At 75.6% G+C, this 20,744-nt stretch carries 21 protein-coding genes; 7 read left to right on the forward strand and 14 right to left on the reverse strand.

All coding sequences use genetic code 11. The features are described from left to right. Window positions 1–13 precede the first annotated feature (13 nt). Window positions 14–1,195 carry an SAM-dependent methyltransferase gene (locus ACH4B3_RS04770; protein WP_398461255.1) on the forward strand — a complete coding sequence of 394 codons (1,182 nt, stop codon included), beginning with the start codon at window positions 14–16 and terminating at the stop codon, window positions 1,193–1,195. A gap of 140 nt (window positions 1,196–1,335) precedes the next feature. Here the strand turns inward: ACH4B3_RS04770 and ACH4B3_RS04775 are convergent, their stop codons facing one another. Further along, entirely contained in the window at window positions 1,336–2,682 is a 1,347-nt protein-coding gene (locus tag ACH4B3_RS04775) for an MFS transporter (protein WP_398461256.1), read from the reverse strand. A 404-nt stretch (window positions 2,683–3,086) separates the two neighbouring features. Between ACH4B3_RS04775 and ACH4B3_RS04780 the strand changes: the two genes are divergently transcribed. After that, window positions 3,087–3,782: a TetR/AcrR family transcriptional regulator gene (locus tag ACH4B3_RS04780; protein ID WP_398461257.1), complete on the forward strand. Its 696-nt coding sequence runs from the start codon at window positions 3,087–3,089 to the stop codon at window positions 3,780–3,782. Between the two features lie 130 nt (window positions 3,783–3,912). Here the strand turns inward: ACH4B3_RS04780 and ACH4B3_RS04785 are convergent, their stop codons facing one another. From ACH4B3_RS04785 to ACH4B3_RS04800, 4 genes are all read right to left on the reverse strand, one after another. Further along, window positions 3,913–4,704 carry an ABC transporter permease gene (locus ACH4B3_RS04785; RefSeq protein ID WP_398461258.1) on the reverse strand — a complete coding sequence of 264 codons (792 nt, stop codon included), beginning with the start codon at window positions 4,702–4,704 and terminating at the stop codon, window positions 3,913–3,915. After that, window positions 4,701–5,738 (reverse strand): ATP-binding cassette domain-containing protein, encoded by a 1,038-nt coding sequence (locus tag ACH4B3_RS04790; protein ID WP_398461259.1) that lies wholly within the window; start codon window positions 5,736–5,738, stop codon window positions 4,701–4,703. Before ACH4B3_RS04790 ends, ACH4B3_RS04785 begins: the two co-directional genes overlap by 4 nt. A 117-nt stretch (window positions 5,739–5,855) precedes the next feature. Next, entirely contained in the window at window positions 5,856–6,701 is an 846-nt protein-coding gene (locus ACH4B3_RS04795; protein WP_398461260.1) for a DUF4097 family beta strand repeat-containing protein, read from the reverse strand. A gap of 82 nt (window positions 6,702–6,783) precedes the next feature. Further along, on the reverse strand, window positions 6,784–7,296 hold the full coding sequence (locus tag ACH4B3_RS04800) for a hypothetical protein (RefSeq protein WP_398461261.1): 513 nt from the start codon (window positions 7,294–7,296) through the stop codon (window positions 6,784–6,786). A gap of 551 nt (window positions 7,297–7,847) precedes the next feature. On the opposite strand from ACH4B3_RS04800, the gene ACH4B3_RS04805 reads away from it, so the two are divergent. Then, complete coding sequence (locus ACH4B3_RS04805) at window positions 7,848–8,936, forward strand: polyprenyl synthetase family protein (RefSeq protein WP_398461262.1); 1,089 nt, start codon at window positions 7,848–7,850, stop codon at window positions 8,934–8,936. A 67-nt stretch (window positions 8,937–9,003) separates the two neighbouring features. Then, window positions 9,004–9,873, forward strand: a complete 870-nt coding sequence (locus tag ACH4B3_RS04810; protein WP_398461263.1) for an arylamine N-acetyltransferase — start codon at window positions 9,004–9,006, stop codon at window positions 9,871–9,873. A 154-nt stretch (window positions 9,874–10,027) separates the two neighbouring features. Here the strand turns inward: ACH4B3_RS04810 and ACH4B3_RS04815 are convergent, their stop codons facing one another. From ACH4B3_RS04815 to tsaB, 5 genes are all read right to left on the reverse strand, one after another. After that, a complete protein-coding gene (locus ACH4B3_RS04815; protein WP_398461264.1) occupies window positions 10,028–10,657 on the reverse strand; it encodes a hypothetical protein in 630 nt (209 codons plus the stop codon). A gap of 116 nt (window positions 10,658–10,773) precedes the next feature. Next, window positions 10,774–11,040, reverse strand: a complete 267-nt coding sequence (locus ACH4B3_RS04820; protein WP_398461265.1) for a hypothetical protein — start codon at window positions 11,038–11,040, stop codon at window positions 10,774–10,776. A gap of 14 nt (window positions 11,041–11,054) precedes the next feature. Then, window positions 11,055–12,236, reverse strand: a complete 1,182-nt coding sequence (tsaD, locus tag ACH4B3_RS04825) for a tRNA (adenosine(37)-N6)-threonylcarbamoyltransferase complex transferase subunit TsaD (protein WP_398461266.1) — start codon at window positions 12,234–12,236, stop codon at window positions 11,055–11,057. After that, window positions 12,229–12,786 (reverse strand): ribosomal protein S18-alanine N-acetyltransferase, encoded by a 558-nt coding sequence (rimI, locus tag ACH4B3_RS04830; protein WP_398461585.1) that lies wholly within the window; start codon window positions 12,784–12,786, stop codon window positions 12,229–12,231. Before rimI ends, tsaD begins: the two co-directional genes overlap by 8 nt. Window positions 12,787–12,869: 83 nt before the next feature. After that, complete coding sequence (gene tsaB / locus ACH4B3_RS04835; RefSeq protein WP_398461267.1) at window positions 12,870–13,553, reverse strand: tRNA (adenosine(37)-N6)-threonylcarbamoyltransferase complex dimerization subunit type 1 TsaB; 684 nt, start codon at window positions 13,551–13,553, stop codon at window positions 12,870–12,872. Window positions 13,554–13,733: 180 nt separating this feature from the next. Between tsaB and ACH4B3_RS04840 the strand changes: the two genes are divergently transcribed. Then, window positions 13,734–14,294 (forward strand): hypothetical protein, encoded by a 561-nt coding sequence (locus ACH4B3_RS04840; protein WP_398461268.1) that lies wholly within the window; start codon window positions 13,734–13,736, stop codon window positions 14,292–14,294. 252 nt (window positions 14,295–14,546) lie between these two features. Here the strand turns inward: ACH4B3_RS04840 and ACH4B3_RS04845 are convergent, their stop codons facing one another. The 4 genes from ACH4B3_RS04845 to alr all read right to left on the reverse strand — a co-directional run bounded on the left by ACH4B3_RS04845 (window position 14,547) and on the right by alr (window position 17,926). Then, a complete protein-coding gene (locus tag ACH4B3_RS04845) occupies window positions 14,547–14,744 on the reverse strand; it encodes a hypothetical protein (RefSeq protein WP_398461269.1) in 198 nt (65 codons plus the stop codon). Between the two features lie 175 nt (window positions 14,745–14,919). Then, the gene (gene tsaE / locus ACH4B3_RS04850; RefSeq protein WP_398461270.1) at window positions 14,920–15,558 is read right to left on the reverse strand and encodes a tRNA (adenosine(37)-N6)-threonylcarbamoyltransferase complex ATPase subunit type 1 TsaE; all 639 of its coding nucleotides are present in this window, start codon (window positions 15,556–15,558) and stop codon (window positions 14,920–14,922) included. After that, complete coding sequence (locus ACH4B3_RS04855) at window positions 15,555–16,736, reverse strand: alpha/beta fold hydrolase (protein ID WP_398461271.1); 1,182 nt, start codon at window positions 16,734–16,736, stop codon at window positions 15,555–15,557. The genes tsaE and ACH4B3_RS04855 overlap by 4 nt, the downstream gene beginning before the upstream one ends. 2 nt (window positions 16,737–16,738) lie before the next feature. Then, window positions 16,739–17,926 (reverse strand): alanine racemase, encoded by a 1,188-nt coding sequence (gene alr, locus ACH4B3_RS04860; RefSeq protein ID WP_398461272.1) that lies wholly within the window; start codon window positions 17,924–17,926, stop codon window positions 16,739–16,741. 298 nt (window positions 17,927–18,224) lie between these two features. On the opposite strand from alr, the gene ACH4B3_RS04865 reads away from it, so the two are divergent. Both ACH4B3_RS04865 and ACH4B3_RS04870 read left to right on the forward strand, forming a co-directional pair. Continuing rightward, the gene (locus tag ACH4B3_RS04865) at window positions 18,225–18,893 is read left to right on the forward strand and encodes a class I SAM-dependent methyltransferase (RefSeq protein WP_398461273.1); all 669 of its coding nucleotides are present in this window, start codon (window positions 18,225–18,227) and stop codon (window positions 18,891–18,893) included. Window positions 18,894–19,137: 244 nt separating this feature from the next. Beyond that, on the forward strand, window positions 19,138–20,673 hold the full coding sequence (locus tag ACH4B3_RS04870; RefSeq protein ID WP_398461274.1) for an NAD(P)H-hydrate dehydratase: 1,536 nt from the start codon (window positions 19,138–19,140) through the stop codon (window positions 20,671–20,673). Window positions 20,674–20,744 lie beyond the last annotated feature (71 nt).

Raw genomic sequence — 20,744 nt, forward strand, 5'->3', positions numbered from 1 at the left:
GGAGAATGACGGGGTGGATGTTGACGCCTTCGACCAACTGCTCACCGCCGACGGGCAGCGGCTCCTCGCCGAACTGCGGGACTACGACCCGGCGGGCGAGCTGGCCACCGCCACCCGGCTGCGCCGCGACCACCCGGCCGGGCTGGTCTCCGCGGCGCTCACCCAGGCCCGGCTGCGGCAGCGGGCGGCGGCGAAGTTCGGCCCCGACGCGTACCGCATGTACTTCACCCCGGACGGGGTGGAGCAGTCCACCCGCGCCTCGGTGGCCGCCTACCGGGCGGCCCGGTTCACCGCCCTGGGCCCCGCCAGCGTCGCCGACCTGTGCGGCGGCATCGGCGGCGACGCCATCGAGCTGGCCCGGCGCGGCATCCGGGTCACCGCCGTCGACCGCTCCCCGCTGACCTGCGCGGCCGCCCGCGCCAACGCCGCGGCGCTGGAGCTGTCCGAGCTGCTGACGGTCGAGTGCGCGGACGTCCTGGAGTTCGACACCGGCGGTCACGAGGCGGTGTTCGTGGACCCGGCCCGCCGGGCCGGCCGGCAGCGGGGCGGCGGCCGGATCTTCGATCCGGAGGCGTACTCGCCGCCGCTGTCCTTCGCCGTCGGGGCCGCCCGGTCCGCGCGCTGGGCGGCCATCAAGGTCGCCCCGGGCATCCCGCACGAGGCCGTCCCCGAGGACGCCGAGGCGGAGTGGATCTCGGACGGTGGGGACGTGAAGGAGGCGGTGCTGTGGTTCGGCACCGAGCCGGGGGTACGGCGCGCCACACTGCTGCCGGCCGGGGTCTCGCTGACCGGCCGCGGACTGCCCGACCCACCGGTCCGCCCGGTCGGCCGCTACCTCTACGAGCCGGACGGCGCGGTGATCCGCGCGCACCTGGTCGCCGAGGTGGCCGAGGAGGTCGGCGGCGGTCTGCTCGACCCGACGATCGCCTACGTGACCGCCGACGACGCCGTCCCGACCCCGTTCGCCACCGCCTACGAGATCACCGATGTGCTGCCGTTCCACCTGAAGCGGCTCAAGGCGCTGCTGCGGGACCGCGAGGTGGGGGTGGTGACGGTGAAGAAGCGCGGCTCGGCGGTGGAACCGGAGGAGCTGCGCCGCAAGCTGAAGCTCGCCGGGCCGCACTCCTGCACCGTCTTCCTCACCCGGGTGGCGGGTGCCCCGAGCATGCTGCTGGGGCACCCGGTGCGGGCCTGACCGGCGGCCCGCGGGGTCGGCCGGCCCGCGGGGTCGGCCGGCCCGCCGGGTCCGGGCGGCCGTCCGGGTCCGGGAGGTCGTCCGGGTCCGGGAGGTCGTCCGGGTCCGGGAGGTCGTCCGGCGACCGCCGCCCGGGGCCGCTACCGCCCGCGGTCCGCGGCGCGCGGGGAGCCCGGCAGCAGCAGCCAGGCGACGAGCGCCGCGGCCAGCAGCAGACCGCCCGCCACCCCGTAGGCCGTGGCGTAGCCGTGGGTGAGGGCGGCCGGGCCGTCGCCGCCGGCCGCCTGGGCGGCGACGGTGGCGAGCACGGCGAGTCCCAGCGAACCACCGATCTGCCGGGAGCTGTTGAGGACTCCGGAGGCCATGCCCGCCTCCGCCGCGCCGACCCCGGTGGTCCCGGCCGTGCCCAGCGGGACCACGCACAGGCCGATGCCGACGCTCGCCGTCAGCGAGGGCCCCAGGATCGAGTCGGAGAATCCGGCGTGGACGTCGACCGCCAGGCCGAACCAGCCGAAGCCCGCCGCGCCCAGCAGTCCGCCCGCCACCAGCAGCGGGCGCGGGCCGAAGCGGCCCACCAGCCGGGTCGCGGCGAGCGAGCCGACGACGATGCCGGCACTGAACGGCAGGAACGCGAGGCCGGTGGGCACCGGTCCGTATGCCAGGACCCGCTGCAGGTACAGCGAGGTGAAGTAGAACGCGGCGAACTGCCCGGAGAACAGCAGCAGGGTGCACAGGTTCGCGGCCAGCACCGGCCGGTGCGCCAGCAGGCCGATGCGCAGCAGCGGCTGCGGTACCCGCAGTTCCACGGCGACGAAGGCGGCCAGCAGCAGCGCCGCCGCGGCCAGGGTGCCGACCGTGGCGGTGGAGTTCCAGCCGGCCGACTCGGTCCGCACCAGGCCGAGCACCAGGGCGCTCATCCCGGCGGTCACCAGCAGCGCCCCCACCAGGTCGAAGCCGGGCGGCGGGCCGTCGCCGCGCCGGGTCCGCGGCACCCACCGCACCGCGCCGGCCAGCGCGAACAGCACGATCGGCACATTGACCAGCATGACGGCCCGCCAGCCCGCCCAGTCGGTGAGCAGGCCGCCGGCCAGCACCCCCAGCGCCCCGCCGGCCGCACTCGCCATGCCCCACAGGCCCAGCGCCCGGGAGCGCGCCGGGCCGGGCGGGAAGGTGAGGGTGATCAGGGCGAAGGCGACCGGTGCCAGCGCCGCCGCGCCGACGCCCTGCACCGCCCGGGCGGTGATCAGCGCGCCGGGTGACCGGACCAGTCCGCCGGCGAGGCTGGCGGCGCCGAAGAGGACGAGGCCGTACAGCAGGGTGCGGCGGCCCCCGATGATGTCGGCGAGCCGTCCGCCCAGCATCAGCAGTCCGCCGAAGGCGAGCGCGTAGGCGTTGACCACCCAGAGCAGGCCGCTGTCGTCGAAGCCGAGGCCGGCGTCCATGTCGGGCAGCGCCACGTTCACCACGGACATGTCGAGCGCCACCATGAACTGCACGGTGAGGGCGACGGTGAGGAGCCCGCGCGCCCGGCCGGGCCGGGCGGCTCCCGCCGGGGGCCGCGGGCCGTCCGCGCGGTCCGGCCGCCCGGCGGGTGCCGCCTGACGCCCCGTGGGCCATGGCCCGTCCGCATGATCCGCATGATCCGGATGATCCGGGTGCTCCGGAGGTCCGGTGCGGCGGGCCCAGTCGGCCCGCTCTGTCCGATGCTGCATCTCTCCCCTTCCCCGTGGCTGTCTCCGGCGCGTCCCGAGGCAGCGTCAATCCCCGGCCCAGCAACCGGTATACGCGTACACAAATAAAAAGTGTACGCGTATACAGAAGGGCCCGGGAAGGGTCCGCCGGCGCCCGCCCGCAGCGGCGGGACGCCCCTCGGGCGGGGCACAATGAGCCGGTGAGCAGCGAGCAGAAGAGCGCGGACGGCCCTCGCGCCGGGGCCCGGCCGCCCGGCCGGCCACCCCGGCTGGAGCTGGCGACCATCGTCGGCGCGGCGCGGCACATCCTGGAGACCGAGGGCCCGGCGGGGCTGAGCATGCGGCGCCTGGCCAAGGAGGTCGGCAGTACGCCGATGGCGCTCTACCGCCACGTCCGCGACAAGGACGAGCTGATGCTGCTCGCCGTCGACGGCCTCGCCGCCACCGTCCCCCGGCCCGAACTCCCCGCCGACCCGCGCGAGCGGGTCCACGTCACCGCGCTGCACATGCACGACGTGCTGTGGGAGATGCCGTGGGTGGTGGACATCATCAGCCTCGGCGAACTCACCGACCGGCACGCGCTGTGGATGGTCGAGGAGATCGTGGACTCGGCGATGGCCTGCGGCCTCGGCGAGTCCGACGCGGTGCACGCCTACCGCTCGATCTGGCACTTCGTCCTGGGCACCCTGGTCTTCCGCTCCGCGATGGCCCGGCGGGCCCGGCAGCCGGACCGGCCGCGCTACTTCATGGAGATGCTCCGGGAGGCGGATCCGGCCGAGATGCCGCGCCTGGCGGCCCTCTCGGACCGGTGGCCGGAGGTGCTCGACGGCTACGACGTGGCGCGCGAGCTGCGGGCGGTGGTCGACGGGCTGCTGGACCGGCGGCCGGCCCGCTGAGGCGACCGCCGGCCGCCGGCGCGCCCCGGCCCGGACGGCGTGCCGCACCGCGCCGAGGGCGGCGTCCCCCGGATCGTGCCGGGGGACGCCGCCCTCGGGCGGACGGCGCCGCGGAGGGACGCCGGCGCGGTCATTTCGGGTCGCGGTCGAACACCGCCTTGGACCAGCGGTAGCCGAGCGCCGTCAGACCCAGGCACCACAGGACGGCGATCCACCAGTTGTGGCCGATCTCGGTGCCGAGCAGCAGGCCGCGCAGGGTCTCGATGGCCGGCGTGAACGGCTGGTACTCGGCGATCGGCCGGAACCACCCCGGCATCGCGTCGACCGGGACGAAGGCGCTGGAGACCAGCGGCAGGAAGATCAGCGGCAGCGCGTTGTTGCTGGCCGCCTCCGCGTTCGGGCTGACCATGCCCATCCCGACCGCGATCCAGGTGAGCGCCAGGGCGAACAGCGCGAGCAGTCCGAACGCCGCGACCCACTCCACGAACGTGGCGTCCGTGGAGCGGAAGCCGATGGCCACGCCGACGGCACCGACCAGGACCACGCTGGCGACCGCCTGCAGCAGGCTGCCGACGACGTGTCCGATGAGCACCGAGCCGCGGTGGATCGCCATCGTGCGGAAGCGGGCGACGATGCCCTCGGTCATGTCGTTGGAGATGGACACCGCGGTCCCGACCACGGTGCCGCCGATGGTCATCAGCAGGATGCCCGGGACGAGGTACGCGATGTACTCGGAGCGGTCGGCCCCGCCGCCGCCGATGCCGGCGCTCATCACGTCGCCGAAGATGTAGACGAACAGCAGCAGCAGGACGATCGGCGTCAGCAGCAGGTTCAGGGTCAGGGACGGGTAGCGGCGCGCGTGCAGCAGGTTGCGCCGCAGCATCGTGGACGAGTCGCGTACCGCGAGGGCGAGGGGGCTCATCGGACGGTCTCCTTGGGCTGGTTCGGAACGGTGGCGCCACCGGTCAGGGCGAAGAACACGTCGTCGAGGTCGGGGGTGTGCACGGTGAACTCGTCCGCCTGGACGCCGACCGAGTCCAGCCAGTCGAGGATGGCGCGCAGTTCGCGCTGGCTGCCGCCGCAGGGGATCTGCAGCGCCAGCGCCTCGTCGTCGGGGGCGCCCCCTGTGCGAGCGGAGCCGAGAAGGTGGGGGAGGGTGGCCTCGCGCAGGGCGGAGGCGGCCGACCGGTACGCCGGCTCCGCGGAGAACCGGAGCCGGACGAACCCGCCGGGGACCATCCGCTTCAGCTCGTCGGCGGTCCCCTCGGCGGCGATCCTGCCGTTGTTCAGCACCGCGATGCGGTCGGCCAGCTCGTCGGCCTCCTCCAGGTACTGGGTGGTGAGGAAGACGGTGACGCCGCCCGAGACCAGTTCGCGGATGATCCGCCACATGTTGTGGCGGGAGCGCGGGTCGAGGCCGGTGGTGGGCTCGTCGAGGAAGATGATCCGCGGGTTGCCGACCAGGGTCATGGCGATGTCGAGGCGGCGCTTCATACCGCCGGAGTAGCTCTGCGCGGGCTTCCGGGCGGCCTCGACGAGGTCGAACCGCTCCAGCAGTTCGGTGGCGGTGCGCCGCCCCTCGCGCTTGGACAGGTGGTGCAGGTCCGCCATGAGGAGCATGTTCTCCTCGCCGGTGATCAGGCCGTCGACGGCGGAGAACTGCCCGGTGACGCCGATCGCGGCGCGCACTCCGCCCGGGGAGGTGGCGATGTCGTGGCCCGCGACCTGGGCCTGCCCGCCGTCGGCGGTGATCAGGGTGGAGAGGATCTGCACGGTGGTGGTCTTGCCGGCGCCGTTGGGGCCGAGCAGCGCGAACACCGATCCGGCCGGGATGCGCAGGTCGATGCCGTCGAGCACGGTCTTGTCGCCGTACGACTTGCGCAGACCGACGGCGGAGATGGCGGCTGGCGGCCGCGGTCCACCGTCGCTGGGCATGGGCATGACAGAACTCGGCATGAGGTCCTCCCTTTCGAGGGCTGGGGCGACTGGGCGGGTGGAGTGGCTGGGCGGGTGACGGGACGGGCGGGCGAGGGCGTGGGCGGGTGAGGGGGCGGCGGCCGGTTCCGCCGCGGGTCAGGCCCTGGCGCGGAGGATGTCGATGTTGCCGAACCGGGTGCGGGCCCGGATCTTGACGGTTTCCTCGGGGCCCTCCGGCGCCTCGGAGGCGGTGAGCATGTTGCGCACCTGCCCGGTGTCCGAGCTGGCGTCGAGCCAGGCGGCCGTGCCCTGGCGGATGCCGACCTCGATGGCGCCGTAGGAGGTCTCCAACTGGACGGTTCCGCGCGCCACGTCGGCCGCGCGCACGGTGCCGTGGGCGGTGGTCGCGGTGACCGAGGCCTCGGCGCGCAGGATGTCGATGGCACCGTTGGCGCCGGACACCCGCAGATCGCCCCCGGCGGTCCCGACGGTCGTGGTGCCGTTCGAGTTCTTCAGGACCGCGGTGCCGGTGACGGTGCCGACCCGCACGGCGCCGGTGCTGGTGCCGATCTCGGCCGTGCCGTCCACCCGGTCCACGACGATCGAGCCGTGCGACGCGGTCAGCCGCAGCGGTCCGGTCTCGTCGAGGCGGACGTCGCCGGACGAGGTCTTCACCCGGACCTCGCCGAGCCGGCCCTCACCGAGCACCTGGGCCCAGGCGCCGGTCATGTCGACACGCGAGCCGGTGGGCAGTTCGACGGTCACGTCGACGGTGCCGGTGCGCCCGACGAGGTAGCGCGGCTTGGGCGTCCTGACGGTCAGGACGCCGCTCGCGTAGCCGACCTCGGTCTGCTCGGCGGCCCGCACGTCCTGGTCCTTCTTCGGGTCGCGGGGCCGCACCTCGACGACGGTGTCGACGCGGTCCGCCGCGGTGAAGCGGATGGAGCCGGCCTCCACGTGGGCGGTGACGGAGATCGCTTCGGGAGTGTCGAAAGCAGGCATGGCTGTACCGTCCTCTTGGGTCTTGTGGGCGTCCCCGCTGGTGGGACGGGGTGTGGGTGAACCGGTGCGGCCGGGGGCGCGGCTAGCGCACCCAGCCGGTGACGCTCTGCCCGACGGTCTGGAACTGCTCCGTCGCACGCGGCCGGGCGCCGCCCTCGACCGCGACCGACACGGCCCGCACCAGCCACGCGTTGACCGACAGGCCCTCGCGGCTCGCGGCCTCCTCGGCGCGCGCCTTGAGGTGGGCCGGCAGCCGCAGGTTGACGCGGGCGGTGCCGCCCTCGTCGCCGCCGGCCGGGGCCGGAGGAGCTTCGGCGGGCGCGGCCGGCGCGGCGGGGGCGCCGCCCTGGGCGGGCGGCAGCGTCACCAGGAAGTCGGGGTCGAGTCCGCGCAGCCGCACGTCGACCGAGCCGGGGGCGAGCTCGCGGGTGATCTCGTCCATCGCGGCGGAGAGCACGTTGAGCAGCGTCAGCCGGGTCGCCGACTCCAGCGGAGCGGTGAGCCGCTCGGCCAGCTCGCGGGCGTCCTGGCCGCCGGCTTCGGCGGCCACCGCGAGTTCGCGGCGGAGGGTGTCGACATAGGGGGTGAGGTCCATGACGCCATCATGGCATCACAGTGGCGCCATACGCAAGCGCGAGTGGCACCCCACGGGGACGAACCCGGACCGAAGACCTTACGGACACCGGACATCCCGGCGCTGACCTGGGTCGTTGCCGCGCCACACGCTTCACCCACCTCTCCGAACGCGCAGTGACACCGGATGGCACCAGGTGGCACCGAGTGGCCCCGCATGGCACTAAACGGCACCACGCAGCGCCACCCGGCGCCACCCGTCGCCAGTCAGTCCCCGGTCAGCCCCCGGTCACTCCCCGAGCAGCGTCGGCAGCACCGCAGCGCCGTCGGTGCCGAGCAGGGCCGTACGACGCCGCGTCCGACCCATTGCCCTCGCGTCACCGGCCCCACCCGGACGCCGACCGCGGTCCCCAAAGCCGACCGCCACCAGGGGCGGGCAACCCGGCCCGCCCGGTCCGTGCGCCCGCCACTCCCCCGTCCCCGATAGCAGGAACATGCCAGCCTTTACCGCCACGTTGGCACTTTGCTGCCTCACCCGTACTGGTGTATGAACCCACCGTTACCGTGCGCATCATGGTCGCAATCACCGGAACCGCCCCGGAGTCGTCCCTGGTCAGCGAAGTCTCGATCGGCGATCCGGCGCTGGCAGCCCGGCTGGTCAGCGGTATGGAGGGCGCGGAGCAGCGGCTCCGGGGGTACGCGGCGGGCGCGTCCGATCCCCGTGTCGCCGACCTGGTGGGCCATCTGATCGGTACCGGGGGCAAGCGGCTGCGCCCGCTGCTGGCGCTGCTCGGCGGCGAGTTCGGCACCCCGGATCCGGTGGTGACCGTCAAGGCGGCCGCGCTGGCGGAGATCGTCCACGTGGCCTCGCTCTACCACGACGACGTGATGGACCAGGCGCTCACCCGGCGCGGTGTCCCCAGCGTCAACGCCCGCTGGGGGAACCGGACGGCCGTGCTGGCCGGCAACTGGCTGCTCGCCAAGGCCGCCTGGCTGTCCGCCGAACTCGGGGCGGAGACCGTCCGGTTGCAGGCGCGGGTCACCAACCGCCTGGTGCACGGCCAGGTGCGGGAGCTGGCCGGCTCCTACGACGGGCAGGACGCGCTGTCCCACTACTTCAACGTGGTGTCCGGGAAGTCGGCGGCGCTGATAGCCATGGCGCTGCAGACGGGTGCGGTCCACTCCGGTGTCCCGGAGAACCACGTCCAGGCCCTGGCGGAGTACGGCGAGCACCTCGGCGTCGCCTTCCAGATCGCCGACGACATCCTCGACGTGACGTCCTCCTCCTCCGTCCTCGGCAAGGAGCAGGGCAAGGACCTGGCCATCGGCGTCGCCAGCCTGCCCGTCCTGATCGCCCTGGCGGACGACCGCCCGGAGACCGAGGAGCTCCGCGCGCTGCTCGGCGCCGGCCGGGCCCCCGCCCCGGACCCGGACCTCCCGCCCGCCGGCGCCGAGGCGCCGCCCCGCGGCCGGCCGGGCCGGGCCGCCGCCCTGCCGCGCACCGTCGGCCTGCTGGAGAGCACCGGGGTCCTGGACCGGGCCCGGTCCCTGATGGACGACCACCTGAGCCGCGCCCGGCTCTCCCTCGCCCAACTCCCGGACGTGCCGGCGAAGGACGCGCTGCGCTCGCTGTGCGACTTCGTGGCCCGGCGGGACCACTGACCCCGGGCGGACCGGCGGGCCGTGCCCGGCCCGCCGCCGGTCCGCGGCACCCCGTACCGTCACCGGTATGACCAACGCATCCGTATCCGCGAGCACCGCCGACGTCTCGGGGCTGGACCTCGACGCCTACCTCACGCGCACCGGCTGGGCGGGCGAGCGCCGGGCGACCGCGGAGACGCTGCGCTCGCTGCACCGCGCGCACGTCGAGGGCATTCCGTTCGAGAACCTCCAGCCGCTGCTGGACACCGCGCCCTCGCTGGCGCTGCCGGACCTCCAGGCCAAGCTGGTCCGCAGCCGGCGCGGCGGCTACTGCTACGAACAGAACACCCTCTTCGCCGCGGTGCTGGAGGCGTTCGGGTTCGGCGTCACCCGGCTCGCCGCGCGGGTGCTGCTGGGCGCCCGCCCGGGGGACGTCCGCCCGCGCACCCACAAGCTGCTCATGGTCGAGGTGCCCGACGACGGCGCCGGGACGTACGTGGCCGATGTCGGCTTCGGCAGCGTCGGCGGGCTGTACGAGGCGATCCCGATGGTCGAGGACGCCGACGTCCGGGACGGTGTCCGCCGCCACCGCCTGGTGCGCCGGCCGGACGACGGCCTGGAGGACCTGTGGGTCCTCCAGGCGCACCAGGGCGGTGCCTGGGTGGACCAGTACTCCTTCACCCGCGAGCCGGTCGCGCAGCCCGACTTCGAGGTCGTCAACTGGCACATCGCCACCAACCCGCGCTCCCCGTTCCAGCACATCCTCTTCGCCCAGCGGACCTTCCCCGAGACCCATCTGGCGCTCACCGGCCGCACCCTGGTGGAGACCCGCGCCGACGGCTCCGCCACGGAGCGGCAGTTGGCCGAGGACGAGGATGTGGTGGCCCTGCTGGCCCGGGACTTCGGCATCGAACTGCCTGCGGGCACCCGCATCCCGGCCACCCGCCCCGCCTCCTGAGCCGGGTCCCGGCACCGGCGGCGGGCCGTCGCCGGTGCCGGGACGGGCCGCGCGGCGGGAGCACGCCGCGGACAGGCGGCGGCACGCCGGGGACGGACGGCGGCGAGAGCACGCGGGCGTCAGCGGGCGCACGCCGGGGACGGACGGGGTGGGCTCAGCGGTGGGCGCCGCCCGCGGGGCGCGCCGGAACGCTGAGTTCGCGGGCCACCAGCCGGTAGTAGTCGAGCGCCTTGACCATGCCCAGCGCGCCGCAGGCGGTGAGGATGCCGCACAGGCCGAGCAGGACCGGGTGGGTGCCGTCCGCCGCGGTGACGGCGCCGAGGACCAGCCCGGTGCAGCAGACCCCCAGGGCGGGCAGCGCGAGGAAGAGGGCGCGGGCCGGGGCGTGCCAGGCGGCGCGGGCCACCGGGTCGCGGTCCAGCCGGGCCCACCCGTGCAGCACCCCGCGGGTACGGAGGTCCTCGCGTACCGCACCGCCCAGGGCCAGCACGGAGGGGACCATCAGCACCACGGCTATCAGCAGCAGCGCCCCGCCGAGGGCGGTCCCGAACAGGTCGCCCTCCAGGAGGTACTCCACGCCCGGGGCGGCGATCGCCCAGCCCAGGCCGAGCAACCCGGTCACCAGCCACAGCAGCATCGTGCGGCGCCCGTCCAGGTAGTGCCGGGACAGGTCCGCCAGCGCCCGGCTCCGCTCGGCGCGCAGCGTCTGCCGGTCGGTCCAGGCCGAGGCCGGTCCGGGCGCGGACGGCAGCGGGGGCGGGGGCGTCGTCGTACGGGCGCTCATACGATCAGTGTGCCGGGTGCCCGGAACGGGGTGCCGGGCAGGGCGGCCGTCGGCGCAGCAGCCGGCGACCGCCCGGCAGACCGACGACTCCCGGGCCGGGCGGGGTCCCGGACCCGTCAGGGCCCCGGGTCGGCGCCGACCTGCTCGAACCGCCAGCGGTGCACCGCACGCGTGATCAGCTCACCGGGGGGCTCCGGCAGTTCCGGGAGATCCGCGTCGTAGGCCGCGTCCCACCAGGTGATGACCAGGACGCGGTCCTGCGGGGCGCGGAAGGTCTCCCGGCGCGGCGGTGCGGGGGCCAGGTCCTGGCGCCGCGCCCAGGCGAGCAGTTCGGCGCCCCGGCCGTCCGCCGCCCGGGCCTCCCACATCAGGGCTACCGTCACGGGTCACGCGTCCTTCAGGAGTAGAGGTTGTCCTTGCTCAGCTCGTGGAAGTGGTCGTGGGAGTGCGGCACGGCCGCGCCGCCGGCCCCGTGACCGTGCCCGTGGTCGGGCCCGTGGTCGTGGTCGGGTGCCGGGACGTGCGGGTCGGTGACCGGCAGGGAGGAGTCGGCCGACAGGTCCCAGCCGGAGGCCGCCCGGTTGCGGGCGACCATCTCGGCGCCGAGGGCGGCGACCATCGCGCCGTTGTCGGTGCACAGCTTGGGGCGGGGCACCCGCAGCACGATGCCCGCGTCCTCGCAGCGGCGCTCGGCCATCGCACGCAGCCGGGAGTTGGCGGCGACGCCGCCGCCGATCATCAGGTGGTCGACGCCGTGGTCCTTGCAGGCGCGGACGGCCTTGCGGGTGAGCACGTCGACGACGGCTTCCTGGAAGGAGGCGGAGACGTCGGCGACCGGGACGTCCTCCCCGGCCGCGCGCTTGGCCTCGATCCAGCGGGCGACGGCGGTCTTCAGCCCGGAGAAGGAGAAGTCGTAGACCGGGTCGCGGGGGCCGGTCAGACCGCGCGGGAACCTGATCGCGTCCGGGTCGCCGTCGCGGGCGATGCGGTCGATGACCGGCCCGCCGGGGAAGCCGAGGTTGAGCACCCGGGCGATCTTGTCGAACGCCTCACCGGCCGCGTCGTCGATGGTCGATCCGAGCGGCCGGACGTCGGCGGTGATGTCCGGGGCGAGCAGCAGCGACGAGTGCCCGCCGCTGACCAGCAGCGCCATCGTCGGCTCCGGCAGCGCGCCGTGTTCGAGCTGGTCGACGCAGATGTGCGAGGCGAGGTGGTTGACCCCGTACAGCGGCTTGCCGAGCGCGTAGGCGTACGCCTTGGCGGCGGAGACGCCCACCAGCAGGGCGCCGGCCAGGCCGGGGCCCGCGGTGACGGCGATGCCGTCCAGGTCGGAGGCGGCGATCCCGGCGTCCTTCAGGGCCCGCTGGATGGTGGGGACCATCGCCTCCAGGTGGGCGCGGCTGGCGACCTCGGGGACCACGCCGCCGAACCGGGCGTGCTCGTCCACGCTGGAGGCGATGGCGTCGGCGAGCAGGGTGTGGCCGCGGACGATGCCGACGCCGGTCTCGTCGCAGGAGGTCTCGATGCCGAGGACGAGCGGTTCGTCGCGCGAGGCGCGGGGGCCGCGGGAGTCAGCCATGGGTCCGGGTTCCTTGGGTTCCGTGTGTTCCTGGTGTTCCTTGGGCGGGCAGCGGGGCCGGGGGCGCCGCGGGGTCCGCCGGGTGCCCCCAGCCGCCGGGGGTGCCCTCGACCGGTGAGCCCAGCCGCATCACGAGCGCGTCCACGTTGCCCGGCTGGTAGTAGCCCTTGCGGAAGCCGATGGGCTCGAAGCCGAAGCGTTCGTAGAGGCGCTGGGCGCGGGTGTTGTCGACCCGTACTTCGAGCAGCACCTCGTGGCATTCGAAGGAGGTGGCGGCCTGCAGCAGGTCGGCGAGGAGGCGGGCGCCCAGGCCGGTGCCCCACTGGTCCCGGGCGGCGGCGATGGTCAGCACGTCGCCGGTGCCGCCGATGGCGGCGAGCCCGGCGTAGCCGACGATCCGCTCCCCGCTCACCGCGACCGTGTAGTGCCGGGTCGCGTGCGGGCCGCGGGCCTGCGCCAGGTCGGACCAGAACATCCCGGCCGACCAGGCGTCCTCGGGGAACAGGTCCCGCTCCAGCTCCAGCACCGGCTCGATGTCCCACCAGCGCATCTCGCGCAGCACCGGTCCGGGCGGGGCGGCACCGTCCGCGGCCGGGCCGTGCGGGCCGGCGGGTTCCTCGGCGTTCACCGGGTTCACGAGGGGGTGACCACCTTGTAGTTGGCGGGCACCTGCGCGTCCGGGCGGCGCAGGTACAGCGGCCGGTCCGGCAGGAAGCCGCCCGACTCCACCGTCTCGCCCGCGGCCAGCCGCTCCGCCGCCAGGGCGGCCAGCGCGCCCGCCGACTGGTGTTCCGGCATGCCCGGCGGCACCTCGCCGAAGGCGTCCGGGTACAGCAGCGCGCCGGCGCCGACCGCTGGCAGGTCCGCGAGCCGCTCGGCGATGTCGGCGGGCCGGTCCACCGCCGGTTCGGTGACGCGCTCGCGCGGGGAGTCGTAGCGGGCCCAGTAGACCTCCTTGCGCCGCGCGTCGGTGGCGACGGCGAAGGGTCCGGTCAGACCGGCCCGGCCGGCGGCGTACGCGATGCCGTCCAGCGTGCACAGGCCGTGCACCGGCACGTCCAGCGCCGCCGCGAAGGTCGCCGCGGTGACCAGGCCGACGCGCAGCCCGGTGTAGGGGCCGGGGCCGACTCCGACGACGATCCCGGTGACGTCTCCCAGCCGCCGTCCCGCCTCCGCCAGCACCCGGTCGACGGCGGGCAGCAGGAGTTCTCCGTGGCGCCGGGCGTCGACCCGGGTCGACTCGGCGATCACCTCGGTGCCGTCGTGCAGGGCGGCGGTCACGGCGGGGGTGGCGGTATCAAGGGCGAGCAGCAGCACAGGAACAGCCTACGGCGCGCCGCGCGCCGCCGGTTCCCGGGCACCGGCCCCGCCCGGCCGCCGCACCCGCCGCAGGGGCTCGCCGCACACAAGCCGTACGAGGACATCGGCGGGGCGGTCGGGTGCTACGGTCACCGTTACGGGAGTTCGGGTGCACGGCCGTACGAGAGGTGACGCAGCGTGGCACGCAGGAGCGCCGGACCGGCCGTGGCGGGACTCACCGCGGCAGCCCTCGCCGTGGTCGGCTTCCTCGCCTACCAGGCGTCGGCCACCGCGCCGGACCACAGGACGCAGCAGCGCGGCGACACGGCGCACAGCGGCTCCAGGGACGGCGGCAAGGAGAAGCCCGCGAAGGCGTCGACGAAGGTGCCCGCGGACTCGGGCTCCGGGCGCCGGGTGGTCTACAAGCTGGACTCCCGGCGGGTGTGGCTGGTCGGTGCGGACGAGCGGCCGATCCGGTCCTTCGTGGTGTCGCCCAGTTCGGTGGACCCGGACCCGGGCGCGTACGGCGTGACCTCGCGGGTGCTGGGGCTGACCGGTTCCGACGGGGTGCAGGTCGAGCACGTGGTGATCTTCCATCAGGAAGACGGAATAGTGTTCGGCTTCAGTGCGGCGCTGGACGGCTCCACCCCCAACCCCAGCGCGCGGAAGAAGACCGGTGCCGTCCGGGAGTCCCGGAAGGACGGCAAGGCGATGTGGGACTTCGCGCTGGTCGACACCAAGGTGGTCGTGGTCCGCTAGCAGCGGGCCCGCGCGACTCCGACGCATGCGGCTCCGGCGTACGTGGCTCCGGCCCGCGTGGCTCCGCCCGCGCGACTCCGACGCATGCGGCTCCGGCATACGTGGCTCCGCCCGCGCGGCACCGGCCCGCGCGGCTCCGGCGTACGCGGCTCCGGCCCGTGCCGGAGGGGTGCCGCCGTCGCCTCACGCGGCTGCCGGCGCCCGGTCGGCCCGGCCCGGAGAATCGCCCGGACGGGTGACGGCCGAAACGGCTCAGGCCGCGTCCCGGTCGGGGGTCACCGCCGTGCCGGGGGCCCGCTCGTCGCGTTCCGCGGGCTCGGCCGTCTCCTCCGGAGCGGTCCGGGGCGGGGTGGACACCGCGTTGGCCGCGGCACAGGAGGCCAGCAGGTCACGCATCGACGGCTGTTCGTCACGCCGGACCGGCGCGGCAGGGGGCTCTTGCGCCGACATGGATGCCTCCTGTGGGGCCTGGGAGTCCTGAGGGCGTCCGGGCACGCATACCGAGTTAGGTACACCTAACCAGCCCTCTTCCTCCATGTGACCACGCGCGGCACCCACCGCGCAACATCTTGCCGACGGCTTGTCGGAATCTATGAGAGGGGGCGGGCGGGGGCGCCCGCCCCGGTCAGCCGGCCAGCGCCGACAGGTCCACTCCGGACCAGCGCGTCCCGATCCCGGTCACCGTCACCTGGCGGACGTCCTCGGGCACCGCGGCCCCGGTCTCCGGGTCGTCGAGCACCGTGGCGTCGGCGCCGACCGCGCGCTCGATGACCACGTGGAGGCGGTCGTCGGACAGCTCCTCCACCTTGCCGTCGCCCCACTCCACGGCCACCACCGAGTCCGGCAGCGACACGTCCAGGTCCAGGTCCTCCATCTCGTCCAGCCCGCCGCCGAGCCGGTAGGCGTCGACGTGGACCAGCGGCGGGCCGTCGCCGAGGGACGGGTGCACCCGGGCGATGACGAACGTCGGCGAGGTGACCGCGCCGCGGACCCCCAGTCCCTCGCCCAGGCCCCGGGTCAGCGTCGTCTTGCCCGCCCCCAGCTCACCGGTGAGCAGCACCAGGTCGCCGGGGCGCAGCAGCTTCGCGATGCGGCGGCCGAGTTCCCGCATGTGCTCCGGGGTGGAGACGGCCGCCTCGGCGCGGGCGGCGACCCGCTCCGCGGTCGGATGCGGCCGGCCGGGGTGGTCGGCGTGCGGGGGCGTGGTGGGAACGGCGGGCGCGACGGGGGGGACGTGCGCGGCCGCGGCGTGCGGGTCGTTCATACCGGCCGATGGTACGGGGCGCCGGTGTGCCGCGGAGCGGCGTACGACCCGGCCCGCGCGAGCAGTTCGGCCAGCCGGCCGTCGACCAGCTCCGGGTACTCCAGCATCACCATGTGCCCCGCGTCCGGGACGATGACCAGTTCGGCGCCCGGCAGCGCCTCGGCGATGGCCTCGCTGTGCTCGCTGGGGGTGATCATGTCCTTGTCGCCCGCCAGCACCAGCGCCGGCACCCCGTCGAAGGCGGGCAGCGCCGCGGACTTCTCGTGTTCCACGAACGCCGGGTAGAACTCCGCGACCACGTCGATGGGGGTCGCCTCGATCAGCCGCTCGGCGAACCGGGCCACCCCCGGGTCGACCTCCCCGGACCCGAACGAGTAGCGCTTCACCAGCCCGGCGAACAGGTCGGCGGTGGCCCGGCGGCCCCGTTCGACCAGCTCCACCTGCGAGCCCAGGGTGCGCAGCAGCCCGGGCAGCACCCGGCGGACCGCCTTCACTCCGGCCACCGGCAGCCCGAAGCTGACCTCGCCGAGCCGGCCCGCGGAGGTGCCGACGAAGGCCACGCCGACGACCCGGTCGCGCACCAGCTCGGGGTAGTGGGCGGCCAGCGCCATCATGGTCATGCCGCCCATCGAGTGGCCGACCAGCACCAGCGGCCCGTCCGGCGCCGCGGTGTCGATGACCGCCTTCAGGTCCCGGCCCAGCTGGTCGATGGTGACCGGGGTGCCCGGCTCCAGCTGGGCGCGCCCGCGTTCGGACCGGCCGTGGCTGCGCTGGTCCCAGTGGACGGTGCGGACCACCCCGCGCAGCGCCGCGCGCTGGAAGTGCCAGGAGTCCTGGGTCAGGCAGTAGCCGTGGCTGAAGACCACGGTCGGCGGGCCGGCGGCGAGGGCCGGCCCGGGCCGCCGGCCCGGCACCTCGTCGACCTCGTCGACCTCGTAGTACAGCTCGGTGCCGTCGTCGGCGACGGCCGTCCCGGGGGTGCCGCGCAGGGTGCCGAACGGACCCGCCGCGTCCAGCTCCAGCCGGGCCTTGCGGCGCACCCCGCGGCTGACCGTCAGCCGCTCCAGGGCGACTCCGGCCGCGGCCCCGGCGGCGACCACGCCGATCGCGGCACCGGCCACCGAGGCACCGCGCCGCCAGCCGCCGGCCCCCGCCGCCCCGGTCGTGCTGTCGCCCATGCTCAAGCCCCCGTGGCCTGCTGTTCGTCGAGGTAGACCCGCGGCACCCGGGCACCGATCCGGGTGACGATCTCGTAGCCGATGGTACCGACGGCCCGTGCCCAGTCCTCGGCGGTCGGCTCGCCCCGGTCGCCGGGGCCGAAGAGCACCGCCTCGTCGCCCGGGGCCGCGGTGTCCCCGCCCAGGTCCACCACGAACTGGTCCATCGCGACCCGGCCGGCGATCGTCCGCCACTTGCCGGCGACCAGTACCGGACCGGTGCCCGAGGCGTGCCGGGGGATGCCGTCGGCGTACCCGACCGGGACCAGCGCGAGGGTGGTCTCGCCCGGGGTGGTGTAGTGGTGCCCGTAGCTCACCCCGTGGCCGCCGGGCACCCGCTTGACCAGCGCGAGGGACGCGGTGAGGGTCATCACCGGGCGCAGCCCGAAGTCGGCCGGGACGCCGAGCTCCGGGCTCGGCGAGATGCCGTAGACGGCGATGCCGGGGCGCACCAGGTCGAAGTGGGAGTGCGGCAGGGTCAGGGTGGCCGGGGAGTTGGCGATGTGCCGGACCTCCGGCTCGACACCCTGTGCCTCGGCGTGCGCCACCATCTCCCGGAACACCGTCAGCTGGCCCTCGATCGAGGGGTGGCCGGGCTCGTCGGCGCAGGCGAAGTGGGACCACAGTCCGGTGACCCGGACGCTGCCGTCGGCCTCGGCGGCGCGGGCGGCGGTGACGAGTTCCGGCCAGTCGGCGGGCTGGCAGCCGTTGCGGCCCAGGCCGGTGTCCGCCTTGAGCTGGATCCGGGCCGGGCGGCCGGCGGCGCGGCCGGCGGCGGCCGCCTCGCGCAGCGCCCACAGGTCGCTCACCGACACGTCGATGTCCGCCTCGACCGCTTCCCGCCACGGCCCGCCGGGGGTCCACAGCCAGCACATCAGCCGGCCCTCGTCCCCGGCCGCACGCAGGGCCAGTGCCTCCTCCGGCGTCGCCGTGCCGAGCCAGGCCGCGCCGGCCTGCCGGGCGGCGCGGGCGCAGCGGACCGCGCCGTGCCCGTAGGCGTCCGACTTCACCACGGCCATCACCTGGACCCGTGGCCCCACGCGTTCCCGCAGCGTGCGCACGTTGGCCCGCAGCGCGGCCAGGTCGATCTCGGCGCGGGCGCGCAGCTGCCCGGCGGAGGCGGAGGGCGTACTTCCGGAAATCGCAGTCATCCCCGCCAGTGTCTCAGGGCGCCCGGCCGGCGGGTCTCCGGCGTACCGGTCGGCGGGGCCGGCCCCCGTCCGGGGCCCCGGCGGGCGGCGGCCCCGCCGGGCGGGGAGACCCCCCGGACGGGCCGTCCGCGGCGGCCCCGCCGGGCGCGTTCGAGTGAGGCTGCACCACGGCTGTATCCGGCAGGAGAAGAGTCGACGGGGCACGTCGTGGCCGCCCCGGCTCCCGCCGGCTCCGGCCGCTGCCATCCACCGTGCGCGAGAGATCCGCCGCCTTCCGCAGTGCCCGCGAGGAGTGCTCATGAACGTCCCCCCCACCTCCGCCGACGTCGAGGCCGGGCAGTCCTCGTACAACCCCGTGAGCCTGCGGCTGTACGACACCGTGGTGTACGGGCTGACCTGCCCGCTGTTCTGGAAGGTGCCCGGCGGCGCCCTGGTGCGGATGTACGAACGGAACATCTCCGGGCGGCACCTGGACATCGGGGTGGGCACCGGCCGGCTGCTGGACCGCTGCGCCATGCCGGTGGAGCGGCCGCGCATCACCCTGTTCGACCTGAACCCGCACTGTCTGGCCTACGTCTCCCGGCGGCTGTCCCGGTACGAGGTCGCCACCTGCCGGGGCAGTGTGCTGGAGCCGTTCGCGCTCCCGGGCCGTTCGCACGGGTCGGCCGCGCTCAACCTGATGCTGCACTGCGTCCCGGGCGACATCCCCGCCAAGTCCGTCGCCTTCGACCACGCGGCGGCCTGTGTGCGTCCCGGCGGGAAGCTCTTCGGCAGCACGGTGCTCTCCCTCGGGGTCCCGGTCACCCGCCGCGCCCGGTTTCTGCTGAATCGTTTCAACGCGGTCAGGGAGTTCAGCAACGCCAAGGACAGCCTGGAGGACCTGCACCAGCAGCTGGCCGAGCGGTTCTCCCGCTACCGGGTGACGGTGTACGGCTGCGTGGCCCTGTTCGAGGCCACCGTGGAGTGAGCGCCCGCCGCCGTCCGTCCGGGACCCGGCGCCGGATCGGGGACGGGGATCGGGGACGGGGATCGGGGACGGGGATCGGGGACGGGGATCGGGGACGGGGATCGGGGACGGGGATCGCGGCCCGGCCCGCATCCGGGCCGCGCGGGGCTGGGCCCGGCCGCGGTCCGGGCCGCGCGGGGCGGGCACCCGCCGGGACCCGGGGCGTTCCCGGGACGCGGAGTGATCCGTTGGGGAGACTGTGGGCATGAGGACCGCCTACCGCGTCGAGACCGTACGGGCCGCCGAGCGGGCGCTGATGGCGCAGCTGCCGGAGGGCGCCCTGATGCAGCGCGCCGCCGCCGGACTGGCCGCCGCCTGCACCGATCTGCTCGGCCCGCCGCCGGGCCGGCCGGGCCCCGGCGGCCGTCGGCGCCGCGGCGGGCCGGCCGCGCCCGGCGGCACCTACGGCGCCCGGATCACGCTGCTCGTCGGCAGCGGGGACAACGGCGGCGACGCGCTGTACGCCGGGGCCCGGCTGGCCCGCCGGGGCGCCGGGGTCACCGCCGTGCTGCTGGCGCCGGACCGGGCGCATCCGGGCGGCCTGCGGGCGCTGCGTGCCGCGGGCGGCCGGACCGTGCCCGCCCCGGCCGCGGACGACGCCGGTGGAGCGGCGGTGTCCGACGCGGCGGCGGCCGCGGTGGCCCGGGCCGACCTGGTGGTCGACGGCATCGTCGGGATCGGCGGCAAGGGCGGGCTGCGCCCGGCCGCCGAGCGGCTGCTGGAGTCGGTACGCGGCCTGCTGGTCGCGGTCGACCTGCCGAGCGGCGTGGACGCCGACAGCGGCGAGGTGCGGGGCGCGGCGGTGAGCGCCGACCTCACCGTCACCTTCGGGGCGTACAAGCCGGGGCTGCTCATCGACCCCGCGCACGAGCACACCGGATCGCTCCGGCTGGTCGACATCGGGCTGGACCCCTGGCTGCCGCCGGAGCCGGAGGTGACGGCGCCGCAGCACGCGGATGTCGCACGGCTGCTGCCGGCCCCGGCGCCGGAGAGCGACAAGTACCGGCGGGGTGTGGTGGGGGTGGTGGCGGGTTCGGCGCGCTACCCCGGCGCCGCGGTCCTGGCGGTGGCCGGCGCGCTGCGCGGCGGCGCGGGCGCGGTCCGGTACGTGGGGCCCGCGGCGGACGCGGTGATCGCCCGCTTCCCCGAGACCCTGGTGCACGCCGGGCCCCCGCACAAGGCCGGACGCGTCCAGTCCTGGGTGGTCGGGCCGGGGCTCGGCGACGACGGCGAGGCCCGCCGCGCGCTGGCGGACGTGCTCGACTCCGACGTCCCGGTGCTGGTGGACGCGGACGGACTGCGGCTGCTGCCGCGCGGTGTGTCACGGGGCGCGCCCACGCTGCTCACCCCGCACGCCGGGGAAGCCGCCGCGCTGCTCGGCAGGTCCCGGGAGGAGGTGGAGGCGAACCGGCTGCGCTCGGTGCGCGAACTGGCCGAGCGGTACCGGGTCACCGCGCTGCTGAAGGGGTCCACCACGCTGGTCGCCCCGGACGCCGGCCCGGTCCGGGTCAATCCCACGGGCACCGGCTGGCTGGCCACCGCGGGCAGCGGCGATGTGCTGTCGGGGCTGATCGGCGCGCTGCTGGCGACCGGTCTGCCGGCCCCGGACGCGGCCATGGCGGGGGCGTATCTGCACGGTCTGGCCGCCCGACGGACCGCCGGCCGGCCGGGCGCGCCGATCACCGCGTACGAGGTGGCGGCGGCCCTGCCGGACGCGTGGGCGGACGTCCGGACGGAGTGACGGGGCCGGGCCCGGGCGGTGCGGACCCGGCGACCGCCCGCACGGCGTGGCGGGGGGCGCACGGTGCGGCC

This window comes from Streptomyces sp. NPDC018031 (genome assembly GCF_044327625.1).
Classification (GTDB): domain Bacteria; phylum Actinomycetota; class Actinomycetes; order Streptomycetales; family Streptomycetaceae; genus Streptomyces.

What these genes read in the sequence shown, in the direction of transcription:
- ACH4B3_RS04815 (WP_398461264.1), bottom strand. Translation starts at nt 10,657, where the DNA reads ATGAGCGCCCGTACGACGACGCCCCCGCCCCCGCTGCCGTCCGCGCCC.
- ACH4B3_RS04855 (WP_398461271.1), bottom strand. Translation starts at nt 16,736, where the DNA reads ATGGGCGACAGCACGACCGGGGCGGCGGGGGCCGGCGGCTGGCGGCGC.
- ACH4B3_RS04795 (WP_398461260.1), bottom strand. Translation starts at nt 6,701, where the DNA reads ATGCCTGCTTTCGACACTCCCGAAGCGATCTCCGTCACCGCCCACGTG.
- ACH4B3_RS04845 (WP_398461269.1), bottom strand. Translation starts at nt 14,744, where the DNA reads ATGTCGGCGCAAGAGCCCCCTGCCGCGCCGGTCCGGCGTGACGAACAG.
- ACH4B3_RS04785 (WP_398461258.1), bottom strand. Translation starts at nt 4,704, where the DNA reads ATGAGCCCCCTCGCCCTCGCGGTACGCGACTCGTCCACGATGCTGCGG.
- tsaD (WP_398461266.1), bottom strand. Translation starts at nt 12,236, where the DNA reads ATGGCTGACTCCCGCGGCCCCCGCGCCTCGCGCGACGAACCGCTCGTC.
- ACH4B3_RS04865 (WP_398461273.1), top strand. Translation starts at nt 18,225, where the DNA reads ATGAACGTCCCCCCCACCTCCGCCGACGTCGAGGCCGGGCAGTCCTCG.
- ACH4B3_RS04810 (WP_398461263.1), top strand. Translation starts at nt 9,004, where the DNA reads ATGACCAACGCATCCGTATCCGCGAGCACCGCCGACGTCTCGGGGCTG.
- tsaE (WP_398461270.1), bottom strand. Translation starts at nt 15,558, where the DNA reads ATGAACGACCCGCACGCCGCGGCCGCGCACGTCCCCCCCGTCGCGCCC.
- ACH4B3_RS04775 (WP_398461256.1), bottom strand. Translation starts at nt 2,682, where the DNA reads ATGGTGGCGCTCGACATGTCCGTGGTGAACGTGGCGCTGCCCGACATG.
- ACH4B3_RS04805 (WP_398461262.1), top strand. Translation starts at nt 7,848, where the DNA reads ATGGTCGCAATCACCGGAACCGCCCCGGAGTCGTCCCTGGTCAGCGAA.
- ACH4B3_RS04800 (WP_398461261.1), bottom strand. Translation starts at nt 7,296, where the DNA reads ATGGACCTCACCCCCTATGTCGACACCCTCCGCCGCGAACTCGCGGTG.
- ACH4B3_RS04870 (WP_398461274.1), top strand. Translation starts at nt 19,138, where the DNA reads ATGAGGACCGCCTACCGCGTCGAGACCGTACGGGCCGCCGAGCGGGCG.
- rimI (WP_398461585.1), bottom strand. Translation starts at nt 12,786, where the DNA reads ATGCGCTGGTGGGACATCGAGCCGGTGCTGGAGCTGGAGCGGGACCTG.
- alr (WP_398461272.1), bottom strand. Translation starts at nt 17,926, where the DNA reads ATGACTGCGATTTCCGGAAGTACGCCCTCCGCCTCCGCCGGGCAGCTG.
- ACH4B3_RS04790 (WP_398461259.1), bottom strand. Translation starts at nt 5,738, where the DNA reads ATGCCGAGTTCTGTCATGCCCATGCCCAGCGACGGTGGACCGCGGCCG.